Annotated in this window: 11 protein-coding genes and 1 riboswitch; of the genes, 7 read left to right on the plus strand and 4 right to left on the minus strand. The window is 72.9% G+C overall.

What is annotated here, in order from left to right; all coding sequences use genetic code 11:
* Nucleotides 1–59: 59 nt before the first annotated feature.
* Nucleotides 60–875, minus strand: a complete 816-nt coding sequence (locus tag AH6_RS32645) for an SAM-dependent methyltransferase (protein ID WP_067487927.1) — start codon at nt 873–875, stop codon at nt 60–62.
* Between the two features lie 347 nt (nt 876–1222).
* Between AH6_RS32645 and AH6_RS32650 the strand changes: the two genes are divergently transcribed.
* Together AH6_RS32650 and AH6_RS32655 are read left to right on the plus strand one after the other, a co-directional pair.
* Nucleotides 1223–2362, plus strand: a complete 1140-nt coding sequence (locus AH6_RS32650; RefSeq protein ID WP_067487929.1) for an FKBP-type peptidyl-prolyl cis-trans isomerase — start codon at nt 1223–1225, stop codon at nt 2360–2362.
* A 236-nt stretch (nt 2363–2598) separates the two neighbouring features.
* Nucleotides 2599–5370, plus strand: a complete 2772-nt coding sequence (locus AH6_RS32655; protein WP_245679563.1) for a transglycosylase domain-containing protein — start codon at nt 2599–2601, stop codon at nt 5368–5370.
* 201 nt (nt 5371–5571) lie between these two features.
* Here AH6_RS32655 and AH6_RS32660 read toward each other — a convergent pair whose 3' ends face one another.
* A complete protein-coding gene (locus AH6_RS32660; RefSeq protein ID WP_157431869.1) occupies nt 5572–5946 on the minus strand; it encodes a hypothetical protein in 375 nt (124 codons plus the stop codon).
* A 53-nt stretch (nt 5947–5999) separates the two neighbouring features.
* A riboswitch (SAM riboswitch) is annotated at nt 6000–6116 on the plus strand.
* Between the two features lie 45 nt (nt 6117–6161).
* Here AH6_RS32660 and AH6_RS32665 point away from each other — a divergent pair.
* The 4 genes from AH6_RS32665 (at nt 6162) to AH6_RS32680 (ending at nt 12661) form a co-directional block, all read left to right on the plus strand.
* On the plus strand, nt 6162–7544 hold the full coding sequence (locus tag AH6_RS32665; RefSeq protein WP_083983707.1) for an aminotransferase class V-fold PLP-dependent enzyme: 1383 nt from the start codon (nt 6162–6164) through the stop codon (nt 7542–7544).
* A gap of 148 nt (nt 7545–7692) precedes the next feature.
* Nucleotides 7693–11055, plus strand: coding sequence for an SseB family protein (locus tag AH6_RS46815; protein WP_067487933.1), 3363 nt, complete (start codon nt 7693–7695; stop codon nt 11053–11055).
* A complete protein-coding gene (locus AH6_RS32675; RefSeq protein WP_067487935.1) occupies nt 11052–11420 on the plus strand; it encodes a UCP033725 family protein in 369 nt (122 codons plus the stop codon). The genes AH6_RS46815 and AH6_RS32675 overlap by 4 nt, the downstream gene beginning before the upstream one ends.
* A gap of 167 nt (nt 11421–11587) precedes the next feature.
* Complete coding sequence (locus tag AH6_RS32680) at nt 11588–12661, plus strand: hypothetical protein (RefSeq protein WP_067487937.1); 1074 nt, start codon at nt 11588–11590, stop codon at nt 12659–12661.
* Between the two features lie 72 nt (nt 12662–12733).
* On the opposite strand, the gene AH6_RS32685 is transcribed toward AH6_RS32680, so the two are convergent.
* Nucleotides 12734–13549, minus strand: a complete 816-nt coding sequence (locus AH6_RS32685; RefSeq protein ID WP_067487939.1) for a TrmH family RNA methyltransferase — start codon at nt 13547–13549, stop codon at nt 12734–12736.
* A gap of 44 nt (nt 13550–13593) precedes the next feature.
* Nucleotides 13594–14580, minus strand: coding sequence for an endonuclease/exonuclease/phosphatase family protein (locus tag AH6_RS32690; RefSeq protein WP_083983708.1), 987 nt, complete (start codon nt 14578–14580; stop codon nt 13594–13596).
* A gap of 297 nt (nt 14581–14877) precedes the next feature.
* Here AH6_RS32690 and AH6_RS32695 point away from each other — a divergent pair, with 297 nt between their 5' ends.
* Nucleotides 14878–17262, plus strand: coding sequence for a VWA domain-containing protein (locus tag AH6_RS32695; RefSeq protein ID WP_067487941.1), 2385 nt, complete (start codon nt 14878–14880; stop codon nt 17260–17262).
* Nucleotides 17263–17562: the final 300 nt, after the last annotated feature.

A 17562-nucleotide genomic window follows, 5' to 3' on the forward strand; every position in this document is an offset into this window, starting at 1 on the left:
ACTCGTCTAGTCTCCGGTGTGCACGTTTCGGCACACACCGTGAAGATCGGGGCGGGCCGTCAGGGCTTGCGCGCGACGCCGCAGAGCGTCGCCTCGTTCTTCTCCCTGTCGGTGAGCTCCCCCTCGGGACGCCAGCGCGGCAGCGGGACCACGCCCGGCTCCACCACCTCCAGCCCGTCGAAGTAGCGCTCGACGAACTTGGGGCTGCGCAGCTTGTAGGGCACCGCGCCGGTGTCGTCGTAGCCCTCCTGCGCCTCCAGGAAGGTCTGGTCGACGTCGGTGCACTCGTAGGTGCACAGGTAGCTGCCCGAGGGCACCAGCGAAAGCGTCCGGCGCACGATCGACAACACCTCGTCGTCGTCCTGGATGTGGCCGAGGATGCCCATGAACATCACGACGATCGGCTGGGTCAGGTCCAGCGTCTCGCCCGCCAGCTCGACGATCTTCTCGGGCTCGCGCACGTCGGCGTCGATGTAGGTGGTCCGTCCCTCGGGGGTGCTGGTCAGCAGGGCGCGGGCGTGCGCCAGGACCAGCGGGTCGTTGTCCACGTAGACGATCTTGGCGTCGGGCGCGGCGCGCTGGGCGACCTCGTGGGTGTTGTCGTGGGTGGGCAGGCCGGTGCCGATGTCCAGGAACTGCCGCAGGCCGAGCTCGCCGGCCAGGTGGGTGACCGCCCGCGACAGGAAGACCCGGCTGTGCCGGGCCATCACCTCGATGTCGGGGAAGACCGCCTTGTACTGCTCCCCCGCGACGCGGTCGACCTCGTAGTTGTCGGTGCCGCCCAGCCAGTAGTTCCAGATCCGGGCCGATTGCGGCACCTCGGTGTTGATCTTGGGGAGGGGGGTCTGCGCCGGGTCGGGGGTGGCGTCGGTCACGGCCGGACACTTCCTTCCGTGCAAGGAAGACTGCTGACAGTCATCAACATAAACACGCCGTCCCGCCGCGCGCCAGGAATGCCGAAAACGGCCACGAACAAGACCGTTTTCGGGTTGACCGCCCTTCGGCGGGGCCGCCGCGGGGCGCGCCCGGCCTCGCGGCGGGTGCGCGAGCCGGGATGACAGGGCCCCGTCCCTCCACCACACTGGCGTCTCGACGGCGGCCCCCGGACCGGTAGATTGCGGAGCCGGTCTTCTTTGCCCTGTTTTCACGGCCTCCTTAGATGTGTGCTGGCAGGGTGGTGGCCTTTGGTGATGTCGTCGATCCCGGAGCGAGTGAGGAAACAATGGCTGAGGATGACAAGCCCCGGGGCGAGCCGGCGGTCAAGGCGAAGCTGCCGAACGCCAAGAACATCCGGAGTCCGGAGTTCAAGCCGCACGGGCTCGGCGGCGACAGCCGCAACCGCGGTCCCAAGCCCTCCGGGCTGACCGCCGCCCAGGCCAAGAAGCGGCGGCTGGCGATCGTGGCCGGCGTCCTGGTGGTGGCGGTGGCCGTCGGCGCGGTGGCGACCTGGTACCTCACCCGGCCCGGGCCGGAGATCACCGTGTCCGGCGACTTCGGCAAGGACGCCGAGGTCACCATCCCCAAGGACCTGGTCCCCGAGGGCGACGAGCTGGACGTCAGCGCCCCGATCCAGGGCACGGGCAAGAAGATCGCCGACGGTGACATGGTCTACGCCCGGCACGTCTTCTACCAGTGGGCCAAGGGCACCGGCGACAACGCCAAGAAGAGCACCAGCAAGGAGCTGAGCTCCACCTTCAAGGAGGCCGGGGGCCAGATCCAGCCGCTGCTGATCGGCAAGAGCGGCGTCAAGGGCGTGGACAAGGGCCTGGTCGGCCAGACCGTCGGCAGCCGGGTGCTGCTCCAGGTCCCGCCGTCGCAGGGCTTCGGCGAGCAGGGCCAGCAGCTCAACCTGGGCAAGAACGACTGGCTGGTGTTCGCGCTGGACATCCTGGAGAGCGTGTCGCCCAAGGCCGGGCCGCAGGGCACCGAGCACAAGCTCGACGACAAGAAGCTGCCCCAGGTCGAGGCGGGCAAGCCGGGCGAGGCGCCCAAGGTGACCGTGCCCAAGGACACCGCGCCGCCCAAGGAGCTGCAGACCAAGGTGCTGGTCGAGGGCAACGGCCCGGCCGTCGCCAAGGGCGAGACCGCGATCGTGCAGTACCAGGGCCAGCTCTGGAAGAACGGCAAGATCTTCGACTCCAGCTGGCAGAAGGGCGGCACCCCGGTCGGCTTCCCGGTCGGCACCGGCGGCACCGTCCCCGGCTTCGACAAGGGCCTGACCGGCCAGAAGGTCGGTTCCCGCGTGCTGCTGGTGCTGCCGCCCAAGGAGGGCTACGGAACCAAGGGCGCGCCGGACGCGGGCATCAAGGGCGACGACACCCTGGTGTTCCTGGTGGAGATCCTCGGCAAGCTGCCCAAGTGACGCGGGCATAATCACCTCCCCAGCGAGCAGTAACGGCGGGGCACTCGGACGAGTGCTCCGCCGTTCCCGTTCCGGGGACGCCTGCGGCCGACGCGGGGGCGCGCGAGGAGCGTCACGTCAACCCTTCGGAGACGCTGATCGTCTTTCTAATGGGAAGCCATAGGAGTGTGCATTGACCGGCCGAACGCACGGACCTCCTCAGGTATCGTCGGTAACGAAATCATCACGGGGGGCTTGTGAGTAGCAAGGACAGGAGCCCGGGGGGCGAGCGGCCCACCGGGCCGGACGACGTGACGCCCGGGGACGCCGCGATCGGCCGGGACGGCGACACCACCGAGTTCGAGACCGCCGGGGACGCCGCGCCGCCCGCGAAGGGCGGGGACGGCGCCGTCGGAGGGACCGCCTCGTCCGTCGAGGACGGGTCCGCGGCCTCCGGCGAGGACGTCACGGACGCCGAGGACACCGAGAACGTCGCGGACGGCGGAAAGGGCGCGGACGAGGCGAAGGGGGCGGACGTCCAGAAGGGCGCGGCCCCTGAGAAGGACGCGGAGGCCAAGGAGGGCGCGGCTCCCGAAAAGGACGCGGCCTCCAAGGACGCAGCTCCCAAGGACGCAGACGACGCCAAGGAAGCGGACGGCGCCCCAAGCTCCACCGCCATCCTCGGCGGCGGCGCGACCGCCGCCGCCGCGGGCGCCTCCTCCGGCAAGGCCACCCAGACCCTGACGGCCTCGCGCGCCGAAGGCGCCCCGCCGCGCACGTCCGGCGCCTCACGAACGGGAGCCGCCGCGGGCAAGGGCAAACCGCCCGCCAAACCGCCCAAGAAGCCGCGCAGCCGCCGCGCCCGCTACGCGCGCCGCGCGCTGTTCGGCGTGCTGGCGTTCATCGGGTTCTGCGTGGCCGCGTTCGGCATCGCCTACGTGTTCACCCCGGTCCCCTCCCCCCAGCAGGACGCGGTCGAGCAGGGACCCACGTTCCTGTACTCCGACGGCAAGAGCGAGATCGCCAAGACCGGCACCAACCGCGAGGTCGTGCCGCTCAGCCAGGTGCCCAAGGGCGTGCGCGACGCCGTGATCGCCGCCGAGAACCGCAGCTTCTACCAGGACCCCGGCGTCTCGGTGAAGGGCACCGCGCGCGCGTTCTGGACCACCGTCACCGGCGAGCAGCTCCAGGGCGGCTCCACCATCACCCAGCAGATGGTCCGCAACTACTACGGCGGCATCGGCAAGGAACGTTCGGTCACCCGCAAGCTCAAGGAGATCATGGTCTCCCTGAAGGTGGGCCGGGAGAAGTCCAAGGACTGGATCCTGGAGCAGTACCTGAACACCATCTTCTTCGGCCGCGACGCCTACGGGGTGCAGGCCGCGGCCAAGGCGTACTACGACAAGGACGTCAAGCAGCTGACCCCCGCCGAGGGCGCCTACCTGGCCGCGGCGATCCAGCAGCCCACCAACTTCGCCGAGCCGACCGGCGCGCACGCCGCCTACGCCGAGCAGCGCTGGCGCGCGGTCGTCGGCAACATGGTGCGCGACGGCGCGGTCAGCCAGGCCGAGGCCACCGCGATGACCTTCCCCAAGCCGGGCAAGCTCAAGATCCAGAACGTGCTGCGCGGGCAGCGCGGCTACATGGTGAACGTGGCCAAGAAGGAGCTCATCGAGCGCCGCGGCTACACCGAGGACGAGATCAACCGCAGCGGCATGAAGATCACCACGACCTTCGACAAGCGGCTGATGAAGTCGCTGAAGGACGCGGTCGACAACAACGTGCCCAAGAGCACCAGCAAGAAGGTGCGCACCGCCGCGGTCTCGGTGGACCCGCGCACCGGCCAGGTGCTGGCCTTCTACGGCGGCCGCGACTACCTGGACGAGGCGCTCAGCAGCGCCTTCGGCGACTGGGCGCAGGCCGGGTCCGGCTTCAAGCCGATCGTGCTGGCCACCGCGCTGGAGAACGGCCTCGGCCTCGGCACCACGGTGGACGGCAGCTCCCCGCAGTACTACGCCGGTTCCCGCGTCGAGAACGACAGCGGCACCTCCTACGGCTCGATCAACCTGGTCACCGCCACGCAGAACTCGGTCAACACCGCCTACGTCAACCTGGGCCAGAAGGTCGGGCTCGACAAGGTGACCAGGATGGCCGAGCGGCTGGGCATCTCCCGGGACCAGCTCGTCAAGAACGGCGCCAACACCGCGCCGACCTTCCCGCTGGGCGTGGTCTCGGTGCACCCGGTGCAGCAGGCCGGGGTGTTCGCCACCTTCGCCGGGGAGGGCACCCACCGCACCCCGTTCGTGGTCAAGTCGGTCACCAACAACAAGGACGACAAGCGCGACTTCACCGAGAAGGGCGTGCGGGTGTTCAGCACCCAGACCGCGCGCGACGCCACCTACGCGATGGAGAAGGTCGTCCAGAACGGCACCGGGCGCGGCGCGCAGCTGCCCGACGGCCGCCCGGTCGCCGGCAAGACCGGCACCACCGACGAGGGCCGCTCGATCTGGTTCAACGGGTTCATCCCCCAGATGGCGACCACCGTGGCGATGTTCCGCAGCGACTTCAAGCCGCTGAGCATCCCGGGCTACAGCATCTACGGCGGGCAGCTCCCGGCGCAGATCTGGAACAACTACATGTCCGAGGCCGTGAACATCAAGGGCTACGAGCAGAAGGAGTTCGGCGACCCCTCGTCCGACATGGGCGGCTACGAGGGCCCCGCCGAGAACGACGGCCCGACCGGGCCGGTCAACCCCGCGCCGGGCGGCAGGCCGACGCGGGAGCCGACGGTGCGGCCCACCGAGCCGGGCGGCTCCCGGCCCCCCACCGGGAGGCCCTCCTCCCCGTCCACGCCGGGCGGCGGTGACGGCCCCGGGAACGGCGAAGGGCCGGGCAACGGTGACGGCCCCGGCAACGGTGGCGGCGACAACGACGGCGGCGGGAACAACGGCGGTGGCGACAACGACGGCGGCGGTGACAACGGTGGCGGCGGCCAGCGCCCCGACATCCGCTTCCGGGAACACGATTAGCCGGTGTTTCCTGGACGCCGTGCCGGATAGCACGTGAGAATCGGAAAACGGAGAGGGGCCCGGCGTTCGCCGGGCCCCTCTCCGCATGTCCGGGGGTGTTTTACAAGCCGGTAGGAACAGGTCATGCCGTAGGGAAGTCGTGGTCACGAATTCGGTGCCGCGCCACGTTCTCCGGCTCCTTTTCCGGAGGCCGCCGTCCTCCTAGGAGCAGGCTTTTCCGATCTGCTCGGGAGTGCTCTTCAGCACCTGGTCGAGCTGGGAGACGTCGCCGCTCCCGACCGGACCGGCGGCGGTGCGGAAACGGTTCGCCTCGTCCTTCAGCGCCTTCTTCAGTTCCGCCTTCTCGGCCTTGGCCGCCAGCCCGTCGATCTTCCCGGCGAGCTGCTCGGTGGCCTGCTTCCACGGCTCGGACTTGTTGGCGGGCGCGCTCTGCACCTGCGTCACGTACTGCTGGAACGCCTGCTTGGCGTCGGCGCAGACCTTGTCGGAGTTGTCGCCGCCCCCGCAGCCGGTCAGCAGCCCGCCCCCGGCCAGCAGCAACACCCCGGCGATTGCCCGGAACGTCCCGTTTCGCACAAAAACCTCCAACTTGATAGCCGACGGCCGCGTCGGTATATAGTTCCGCATCAGGTCATGAGCGCCAGCGTCAAGCCCCGGCTCGCTGGCCGGCAACCCTTCGCCTGCGATGGGGTGCCCCGGGTGAGGACCAGGCCGGACACAACACCGTGTTCCGGCAAGCGCGGGCCCCGCCGGCACCTTTCCGGGGTCCCAGGACCCCGAGGAGGTCGCCCATGTCCGCAACGCTCACGTCCGTCCCCGTCACCCCCGATGTGACGTCGTACTCCCCCGCCCAGGTTCGCCGTCCGGCGCAGATCGTGGATCACGGTGCGGAGCGCGGCACGGCGGGCGCGCCCGCCGCGACGGTCGTGCCGCGCGTGATCGGCGCCGACGCGCTCGTGCCGCTCGACGACGGCCGCCAGGTCCCCTACGCCAACTTCGACTACGCGGCCAGCGCCCCCTGTCTAGAGGCGGTGCACGAGGCCGTCACCCGCGCACTGCCCTACTACAGCAGCGTGCACCGCGGCGCCGGGTACGCCTCGCAGGTCACCACCGCCGCCTACGAGCAGGCGCGCGAGACCGTGCGGTCGTTCCTCGGCGCGTGGCGGCGCGCTTCGGTGCTGTTCACCCGCAACACCACCGACGCGATGAACCTGCTCGCGCACGCCGTGCCCGCCGGGACCACCGTCGTGGTGTTCGAGACCGAGCACCACGCGTCGCTGCTGCCGTGGAAGCGCGCGGTGCGGCTGCCCGCGCCCGCCACCCCCGCCGAGGCGATCGCCGCCGCCGACCGCGCGCTCGCCGCATCCCCGGCCGGGCCCCGGCTGCTGGTGGTCACCGCCGCCTCCAACGTCACCGGCGAGTTGTGGCCGATCCGCGAGCTGGCCGAGGTCGCCCGCCGCAACGGCGCGCGCATCGCGGTGGACGCCGCCCAGCACGTCCCGCACCGGCCGCTCGACATGACCGCGCTCGGCCTGGACTACGTCGCCTTCTCCGGGCACAAGCTGTACGCGCCGTTCGGCGCGGGCGTGCTCGCGGGCCGCTCGGACTGGCTGCGCGCCGCCGACCCCTACCTCAAGGGCGGCGGCGCCAGCGCCTCGGTCGACGACCATGGCGACACCACCCGCTGGCAGGCCGAGCCCGAGCTGCGGCACGAGGCCGGAACGCCCAACGTGCTCGGCGTCATCGCGCTCGCCGCCGCCTGCGAGACGCTCGCCGCGACCGGCTGGGACGCCCTGGTCGAGCACGAGGAGCGCCTGCTGGCCCGGCTGCGGCGGGGCATCGCCGCCATCCCGGGCGTGCGGGAGCTGACCCTGTGGGGCGACCGTAACCCCCGCGTCGGAATCGTGTCCTTCGTCGTCAACGGCTGGAACGCGCGCGATGTGGCGCTTACGCTGTCGGGAGAGCACGGCATCGGAGTCCGGGACGGCAAGTTCTGCGCCCACCCCTTCGTCCGCCACCTGCTGGACAGCCCGGTGGCGGCCGGGGACGGCGGGGGCTGCGCGGACGGCCAGGCCACCGCCGTGCGCGCCAGCTTCGGCATCGGCTCGACCGAGCGGCACGTGGACCGGCTCCTGGCGGCCCTGGCGCAGCTGGCGGGCGAGCCGCGCGGCTGATCCGGGGGTCCCACCGCGGTCCCGCCCGGACGGTCGCGCCGACCGGCGGCGGGGAGCTTTGGCCCTGTTCGCCCATGTAGCGTAAGCAGGTCCGTAACTTGTCCGGGCGGGACGAAGGCAGCGCGGGATGACACAGGGGGTGGCGGCAGTGGCCGACGCTTGGCGGCCCACGTCCGAGCTCGAACGCCGGTTGCAGGAGGCGGTCCGGGCCGGGGACCCGGAGGGGTACTTCCGGCTCCTGGCCGGCGGCGAGCTGGTCGTGCCCGTGCCACCGGACATGATCGACGACGTGCTGGCCAACGAGGCCCAGCCGACCTGGCCCGCCTACCGGGACCGGGACCGCATGTGGGTGCTGGTCTACACCTCGGCCGCCGCGATGCGCGCGTGCCTGGGGCCGGGGTACCGGCACTTCCTGAAGCTGAAGTTCAGCGACCTGGCCGAGACCTGGCCCGATCCGCGCTGGTGGCTGGCGGTGAACGCGCCGGCGGGCACGACGGTGCTGGGCGGGGCGGAGCCGCGCGGGCTGGCGATCGAGGCGCGGCTGCCGTCGTGGTTCGTGCGGCAGCTCGCGGACGGCGACACGATGCCGCCGCTCGCGGGACGTCCGGAGCTGCTCGGGGACGTGGAGAGCGGGAACGAGCCGCTGCCGTCCGGCGACGTGCCGGTGGCGGGGCGGGCGGTGTCGGCGGCGAACGCGCCGACGGTTCCGGTCCCTTACGGCACGACTCCGCAGGAGCCGGTCACGCCCGCCGCTTCGCAAGGACGCGTCAGGCCCGCGACTCCGCAGGAGCCCGTCACGCCTGCGACTTCGCAGGGACCGGTCACACCCGCGGATTCGCAGGAGTCTGTCAGGCCCGCGGCTTCGCAAGGACGCATTGGGCACGCGACTCCGCAGGAGCCCGTCACGCCTGCGGATTCGCTGGAACCCCTCGCGCCCACGGCTCCGCCAGAGCCGGACGCGCTCGTGGCTCCACAGGAGCCGGTCACGCCTGCGGTTCCGCAGGAGCCCGTCGCGCCCGTGGCTTCGCCAGGGCCGGACGCGACGCCGTTCGGCGCCGTGCAGCCCGACGCGCATGAGTCCGCCGCGTCCCAGCCCGCCGAGCCCACCGTCCCCGAGCCCACCGCCGCGACGCCGCTCCCCGAGCCGTCCGGCCCCTCGCCCGACGAGACGCGCCTGGACCTCCCGGCCGTCCCCGCCGACGCCCCCCAGCCGCCCGCCGACCAGCAGGCCGACGACGCCGCGCAGTGGGAGGAGCTCCAGGAGCAGCACCGCGAGCTCCCGCGTGAGGAGCCCCGGCCGGAGTTCCAGCCCGCCAACGACATCGAGCGCGGCCTGCTGCGCGCCGCCGCCGCCAACGACCACGACCTGTTCCTCCAGACGCTCGCCGACGCCGAGGTCCTGCTCCCCATCCCCGAGGACATGGACTACTCGCTGCGGCCCGGCCGTCCCGGCTTCCCGTGGCAGACGCGCGAGGTGGACGGCGCCGTCACGGTGCCGGTGTTCACCTCGCCCGAGCGCCTGGTCGAGGCCGCCCGCGCGTCCGGCGCGGGCACCGAGTTCATCAAGCTGCCGTTCACCTCGGTGCTGCGCTACTGGCCCGACCTGGGCTGGCTGCTGGCGATCAACTCCGGGGCCCCGGCCGGCGGCACGATCCTGGCCGAGCAGCTCCCGGGCCTGGCGGCCTGGGCCGACCAGCGCGCCGCGCGGCGGATGGCCGAGGGCTTCGAGCCGCAGAACGAGGTCGAGCAGCGGCTGTTCGACGCGGCGCTGCGCCGCGACACCAACGCGTTCTTCAAGGTGCTGCTGGGCGCGCAGGTGCTGGTCGCCGCCGATCCCGACACCCCGTGGGGCATCGCGCCCGACGACCCGGAGTTCCCGTGGCGGCCGGTCACCGTGCACGGCCGCCCGGCGGTGCAGGTGTTCACCTCGCTGAAGTGGATGACCGACGCCATCGGGTCGTCGCGGTTCGTGATGCCGGGCTTCCTGGACATGGTCGCGGCCTGGCCGGACGGCGAGTGGACGCTGGTGCTCAACCCGGGCACGCCGGTGGACGCGACGCTGCCCGCCGAGCAGGTCCGCGCGCTGAGCGGGCCGCCGCGCACCGAGCCCGTGCCGCCGAGCGTGGCGCAGACCGTCCATGACGCCGACGCCGACGCCGCTCCGGAGGCCGCCGAGACCGCCGCGTCGCCCGTGCCCGAACCCGAGCCGCAGGCCGTCCCGCAGGCCGCACCCGAGCCCGAGCCCGCCGCCGAGGAGCCCCTCTTCGAGCCCGGCAACCGCATCGACCAGGAGCTCTACGAGGCCGCGCTCGGCGGCGACTCCGACGCCTTCCTGCGCGTGCTGCTGGCCGCGAACGTGCTGGTCCCGATCCCGCAGGACGCGCCGCTGGAGGTCACCCCCGTCCAGCGCGAGTTCCGCTGGGAGGCGGCGCTGCGCGGCGACGAGGCCGTGCGGGTGTTCACCTCGCTGGTCCGGCTGCGCGAGGTGCTGCCGGAGTCGCGGTTCGTGTACGCCGACTTCCGCGAGCTGATCGGGTCCTGGCCGCGCGAGGACTGGGCCATGCTGCTCAACCCCGGCACCCGGATCGGCGCGTCGCTGCGCGGTGACCAGGTGCGGGCGCTCAGCGAGTGGGCGGTGCGGGTCGGGCTGGTCCAGCCGCGCCCGGAGGCCCCGGCGCCGCCCGCGCCCGTGCCGCCGGTCGCGCCGCGCGAGCCCGCGCCCGAGCCGTCCGGCGCGGACGGCTCGCCGCTGGCGACCGTCCACGACCAGGACCTGGCGGCCTACGACGTGCCGCCCGCCCAGGACACCCTGCGCGACGAGCCGCCCGTCCGAGACGTCCCGCACGACGGGCCGTCGCCGGGCGCGCCGCGCTCGTTCGCCGCGCCCGCGCAGGACGCGGAGCCGCTGGCGGCCGACGGGTACGACGAGTACCCCGACGACCGCGCCCCCGCCGCGCTCCCCGAGCCCGAGGGCGAGCCGGTGCCGCAACCGGCCATCATGCAGAAGGTCGTGCCGCACGGCCACGTCACCTGGTACCTGGAGCAGGGCTACGACCGGGTCGGCGGGTTCGTGCACCTCACCTCCGACGTCGCCGACCTCCAGACGCCGGTCCAGCTCTACGAGGCGCTGGGCCTGCTGTACACCGACGCGCCGTTCGCCCCCGACGACGAGGGCGTCTACGTGATCCGCTGGCCCGCCTACTGCCCCGACCTGTACCGCATCCCCTTCGGCGGCCGTACCGAGGAGGAGCTGGCGACCTGGGGCGAGGCGGGCTGGGTGCTGGAGGACGCGCCGTTCGAGGGCGGCGGGTTCGCGCCGGGCAGCGCGGGTTCCATCCGCGAATACAAGGTGGACAGCGTCCGCCTGCCCTACGGTGCGGAGATGTACTTCCTGGGCATGGACCGCTCGGAGCGGTTCGTGGCCATGTACGACCCGGACCGGCTCGCCTGGTTGCGGCCCGAGACCGCCGGGCCGGCCGGGCAGGAGGACCAGACGGAGGTCGCGCAGTGATCCGGGACGGGTACCAGGCGCGCTGGCTGGGGCGCGACTTCGAGGCCGCGCCGGGCGCCGACGGCGAGATCCGGCTCTACAGCGACGGGCCGACCGACGGGTTCGAGGAGTTGCGGCCGGGCCGCTACCGGCGGGTGGTGCCCGCGTTCGAGGTGGAGGAGCTGCGGTACGTGCGCACGGTGTGCACCTGGCGCGGCGAGCCGTTCGTGATCGTCGGCGAGCACGACGGCTGGTTGCGGGTGGAGTACGCCGGCGGCCGCGCGCCGGTCGCGCGGCGGCTCGGGCTGGACCGCGTCGACCAGGGCGTCTGGCAGAGCTGGGCGCCGCGCGACGAGCTCGAGGACGTGCGCGAGGAGTCGACCTGAACCGGGCGTGAACACTCACCTCCCGACGGGGTGATCCGGACATCGGGGGTTGATTCGAGCCGTAGATCCGTGTTCGCATGATTTCGGCGACGGCCCTTGGGGTAGGGCGAGGCTCAGGCGCACAAGGAGGTGCTGACGCGGTGTTCCCCCCACCGGCAGGCAGACCGATGCTGCTCGGCCTCGGCGCGGCCGCGGTGCTGGCCGCGGGCGCGGTCCCGGCGCAGGCGGCCTCGGCGGCGGCGCTCGCGGTCAGCGTGTCGCCGCCCGCGCAGGTCCGCACGGCGGGGCAGACCGCTACGGTGACCGCGCTGGTCACGCGCGGAACCCGCGACTTCAAGGGCGCGACGTTGCGCGTCACCGGACCGGACGCGGTGTCGTTCACCTGCCGCGCCCCGGCGGTGAAGACGGCGGCGGGTTGCGACCTGAGCGCGGTCTCCGCCCGCACGGCCGCCGCGACGGCGTCGGTGACGCTGGGCGAGAGCGCGGTGAAGGAGAAGACGACGCTCTCCCTTACCGTGACCGCGACCAAGGCGGGCACATCGGCGTCCGGCGTCGCGAAGGTCACCTTCACGCCGGTGAAGGACGACGAGCCCGGCGAGCCGTCGCCCTCACCGTCGCCGACCTCGCCCACACCCACGCCCACACCCACGCCCACCGATCCGGAGTCGCCGGTCCCGCCGACCAAGCCCCCCACGACCAAGCCGACCAAGCCCACGCCGTCGCCCTCGCCGTCCCTGTCACCGGGGTCGGGCAAGGGACCGTCGGACGGGAAGGACGGCAAGGACAAGGACAAGGGGTCGTCGGGCGGCGGATCGAACTCCGGGTCCGGTTCGAGCGGCGGTTCCGGGTCGGGCTCCGGCGGTTCCGGTTCGACCGGCGGCGGAGACTACACGCCGCCGTCCCCGAACGGCTCGTTCAAGTCCGAGAACGCCCAAACCCCCCAGGTCGCGCTGCCGCCGATCGCGCAGAGCCCCTCGGTCGCGCCGCCGAGCACCGCCACGATGACGAGCGCCCCCGAGAGCCGCCTGCGCAACAACCAGACGCCCGTCGCCCAGGAGCTCACGTTCGAGCGGATGGCCAGCACGCAGGTGGCGTGGCTGGCGGCGCTGCTGGTGGCGTTCTCGCTGCTGCTGACCCAGCTCCGGCTGGGCCGCCGCGCCGATCCGGCCGCCGTGGTGGAGGCCCGGCGGCGCGCCAAGGGCACCCACCGGCGGCCGCGCAAGGGCGTGTTCGGCAAGTAGGCGCTTGGCGAGGAGGACCGCGAGCAGGACCAGGCCAGGCGTCGCCATGCGGGCGCCCGGCCAGGACGGGCGTCAGGCGCGCATCAGCGCGTGGCAGGCGATCGCGGCGGCGGCCACCACGTTCAGCGAGTCCACGCCGTTGGCCATGGCCTGCGCGCTCATCGGGATGCAGACCGGCTGGTCGGCCTCGGCCAGCCAGTGCGAGGTCAGCCCGTCGCCCTCCGAGCCGAGCAGCAGCGCGGCCCGGTCGCCGGTCTTGGCGTCGTCGAGCGGGACGGCGGCCTGGTCGGGGGTGAGGGCCAGCAGCGTGAACCCGGCCTCGCGCAGCGCGCCGAGGCCGTCGCGCCAGTTGTCCATCCGCGCGTAGGGGACGGCGAAGACCGCGCCCATCGACACCTTGATCGCGCGCCGGTAGAGGGGGTCGGCGCAGCGCGGCGACAACACCACCGCGTCGACGCCGAGCGCCGCCGCGCACCGGAAGATCGAGCCGACGTTGGCGTGGTCGACCAGGTCCTCCAGCACCAGCAGCCGCCGCGCCCCGGCGACCAGATCGGCGACCGGCGGCAGCGGCAGCCTGACCAGCGAGGCGAGCGCGCCGCGGTGCACCTGGAAGCCCGCCACCGCCTCCACCACGGCGTCGTCGGCGACGTAGACGGGCGCGTCCACGCCGTCCAGCAGGTCGGCGAGCGGGTCGGCCCAGCGGCGCGCCATCAGCAACGACCGCACCGGATGCCCGGTGCCGACCGCGCGGCGGATCACCTTCTCGCCCTCGGCGATGAACAGCCCGTGCTCGGCCTCCAGGCTCTTGCGCAGGTTGACGTCGCGCAGCCGGGTGTAGTCGGCCAGGCGCGGGTCGGCGGGGTCGGTGACGGGAACGAGCTGGGCCATCCCCCCATTGTGCCGACCGTCCGCGACCCGCCGGGACGTGCCGGTCAGGGCAGCCCCAGCTCGGCGACGACCGCGCGGTGGTCGCTGCCGTGCAGGTCGTGGACGGTGTAGGAGCGCACCCGGGCCCGCCGGTCCACCAGGACGTGGTCCAGGGTCAGCGGGATCGCCGTGCCCCAGGTGTGCACCAGGCCCTTGCCGGTCCGGTCGGCGGCGTCGGCGTAGCCGCGGCCGATCAGGGCGCGCAGGGTGGCGTGGTCGAGGGTGGCGTTGAAGTCGCCCGCCAGGATGCGGACCGGCGCACCGTCCGCGCCGCTCGCGGCGGGCAGCTCGCCGATGTCGCGCCGCCAGTCGCGGTGGCTCTCCCCGGAGATCGGCGGCACCGGGTGCACCGCCGTGATCTCGATCTTCCGGCCACTAACGGCCAGTTCCGCGCTCGGCATCGCCATCTGGGTGCGGGGCAGCGCGGGCAGGGCACGCAGCGGGTACCGCGAGTAAAGGCCCGATCCGGCGGCCTGGACGCGCGCGTCCACGACCTTGTACGGCAACAGCCGCGCCAGCCCGGCGCGCTCGTAGCGGCCCACGGCCTCGGGCGGCAGCTCCTGGAGGCTCAGCACGTCGACGTTCCCGCGCCGGACCAGGTCGACGAGCTGGTCGGCGTCGGTCTCGCCGAAGTACAGGTTGGCGCTCATCACCCTGATCACCGGGCCGTGCGGCGCGGGCTGGCCGCCGCCGAACGCCCGGGGCAACACCGCCGCGCCCAGGCTCACCGCGACCAGCGCCGCCGCGACGGCCGCCGCCGGGCGGCGCAGCAACAGCGCCGCGACCACCGGCACCGGGGCGGCGACCGCCACGAACGGCGTCACCGCCAGCAACGGCGCGGCCAGCTCCCCGATCACCGGCAGCCGGTCGCCCCCGGCCCAGCGGACCAGCGCCCACAGGCCCCATCCGGCCACCCCGGTCCAGGCCAGGACGGTCCGGGCCCGCCCGGCCAGCGAACCGCGCCCGGCGTCCCCCGTTCCGGCCCCGTTCACATCGATTTTCTGCCCGGTCGTCCCGCCCACCGGCACCCGCCCCCTCGCCGACCGGAGATGCCCGGCCGGGCTCGCCGCCCGCAGTCCTCGTCCCCTAGTTCTAGGGACGATCGGCCCGCCCCGGGAGTTGCCGCGCGGAGTGTGAGCGGATCGTCACCGGCCCCCTCGATGCCGCTGTCCGGCTGACATACGCTGATGACCTGCGTCATTATCATTTTTGAGTTCTTTGTAACCTCAGGTCCGTACTACTACAGTGCCGGGGAACATCGACGGGTTTCTGGTGAATCGAGGGCAGCCGTGAGCGGACGTCATCGCAATGACTTCCCCGAGGGGACGCCGGGCGACGGCGAGCACGACGCCCCGGGGTCGCGGCCGGTCTTCGGCCCGGCCAACGACGGCTCGTCCGCCTGGTTCGGGCCACGGGACAGCCAGGGGTCCCCGGCGACGCCCCCGTCCGACCGGCCCGTCCAGGGACAGCAGGGCCCGGGGCAGCCCGCCGGTCCGGGTCAGCCCGGCCCAGGACAACCCGGCCCAGGACAACCCGGCCCGGGACAGCCCTCCCCCGGCCAGAGCCCCTCCGGATACGACCCGTCCGGGCAGTATCCCTCCGGCGGCCCCGCCCCCGGGCAGTCCTCGGAGACGCCCGAGTGGTTCACCTCGCGCGGTTCCCGCGAGGAGTCGGTGTACGGGCAGGGCGGCTTCACCGGCGCGTCGGACGCCGGAGGCTACGGCCTGGGCCGCTCCTACGGCGACCAGCAGCAGCCGCCCCGCCAGGACCCCTACGGCGAGAGCGGCGCGTTCGCCGGGCGGCGCGACGACGACTACGACGCGATCAGCCGCTCCGACGAGAGCCCCACTGGCTTCTTCGGCGGCAAGGCGGGCGGTAGCGGCGGCTCCGGAGGCTACGGCGGGAGCGGTTCCTACGGCGGGTCCGGCGAGTTCTCCCGGCGCAAGAAGAAGCGCCGGGCGTCGGCGCTGATCGGCCCGATGGCGGGCGCGGTCGGCCTGATGTTGCTGCTCGGCGTCGGCGTCTACGCGTTCGCCGAGAGCGGCGGCGACTGCGGCGGTGACGACGCCATCACCCTGGCGGTGGCGGCGGCCCCCGACATCGAGCCCGCCGTCGTCAAGGCCGCCGGGCGCTTCAACGACGCCAAGCACAAGGTCGGCGGCAAGTGCGTCAAGGCCAACGTCGCCCGCTCCGAGCCGTCGGCGGTGGCCACGCTGCTGTCGGGCCAGGGCGTGCCGTCCGGCGGCGACCAGCGCCCCGACGTGTGGATCCCCGACTCCTCCCTGTGGACCTCGCTGGTGCGCGGCTCGCCCAAGGGCCGCGACGCGGTGCAGACCACCAAGACCTCGGTGGCCGCCAGCCCGATCGTGGTCGGCCTGCCGCGCACCCTGGCCAACCAGCTCAAGCAGCAGGGCATCACCGCCACGCCCTCGTGGGACAACCTGCTGAAGGCCGCCGGCGGCGTGGCGGGCGGCGGCGTGACCAAGAACCAGATGATCCCGCCGAACGCGGTGCGGCTGCTGGTGCCCGAGCCCACCCGCAACGCGGCCGGCATGGGCTCCCTCATGATCACCAGTGCGCTGCTGACCAACGACCCGGCGCGCGAGTCGATCTTCACCGGCATCGTGCGCACCGTCCGGGAGAGCACCGCGCCGACCCAGCAGGCGCAGTTCGCCCAGTTCCGCAAGGGCCGCACCGGGCGGCAGCCGGTGTCGTTGTCGTCGGAGCAGGCGCTGTACACCTACAACAAGCGCTCCCCGCAGGAGCCCGCCGTCGCGCTGTACCCGCGCGAGGGCACGCTGCTGATGGACTACCCGTTCGCCGTGACCAGCGGCGACGGCGACAAGCAGAAGGCGGCGCGCCTGCTGGAGCAGGCGATGAACACCGAGACCACCCGGAGCGACGTGCGCGAGCTGGGCTTCCGCTCGCCCGACGGCAAGGCGCCCGGCGGGTTCTCGGCCCGGTACGGCGTCAGCGCGGCCCGCCCGCGCCAGCTGCCGCAGCCCAAGCCCGCCGAGGTCACCGAGGTGATGCAGGCGTGGGCCAAGATCGCGCTCGGGCTGCGCATGCTGACGCTGATCGACGTGTCGGGCTCCATGGCCGAGAAGGTCTCGCCCACCGCCACCCGGATGCAGGCCACCGCGCAGATCGCCCAGGGCGGGCTGAGCATGATGTCCAACGACACCGAGCTCGGCGTGTGGTTGTTCTCCACCAAGCTCCAGGGCGACCGCGACTACCGCGAGGCCGTCTCGGTCGGCCCGCTGGGCGAGCGGATCGGCTCCATCACCCGCCGCAACCTCGTGTTGTCCCAGATGAACCAGATGCGGCCCAAGCCCGACGGCGACACCGGCCTGTACGACAGCGTGCTGGCCGCCTACCGGCACATGAAGCGCACCTACAAGGCCGAGTTCGGCAACTCGATCCTGCTGCTGACCGACGGGGCCAACGACGACCCCGGCGGCCCCACGCTGAACCAGACGATCGCGGCGCTGAAGAAGGAGCAGGACCCCAACCGGCCGATCCAGATCAACATGATCGGCTTCGGCAAGGGCGTGGACCCGAACGAGCTGAAGAAGATCGCCGACGTCACCAACGGCTCGGTGCAGGTGGCCCAGACGCCGCAGGAGATCTCCAAGATCTTCCTGCTGATGCTCGCCCGCCGCATGAAGGAGTAGCCGTCCCACCAGCCGTCCCACCGGCCGACACGGCCCCCGTCCGCCCCGGCGGACGGGGGCCGTCGCCGTCGTCCCGGAACGAAAACCCCAAAACCCAAATTTCTTTGCCAACCGGTGTCAACCGGATGCCGGGGTCGCCCGTCAATCTAGTGGAGGCCCGACGGGGAGCGGGGCCGTCGGGCCTCCGACCTTCTCTCCGCGCTCCCTGACCCGCGACAGGGACGGGCGGCGATCCAGGCCGCCGGGAGAAGCGACTTCCCCATCTGTTGAGCCTGGACCCCTGAGCCGTGACGGCTCGAC

This window comes from Actinomadura hibisca NBRC 15177 (genome assembly GCF_001552635.1).
Taxonomy (GTDB): domain Bacteria; phylum Actinomycetota; class Actinomycetes; order Streptosporangiales; family Streptosporangiaceae; genus Spirillospora; species Spirillospora hibisca.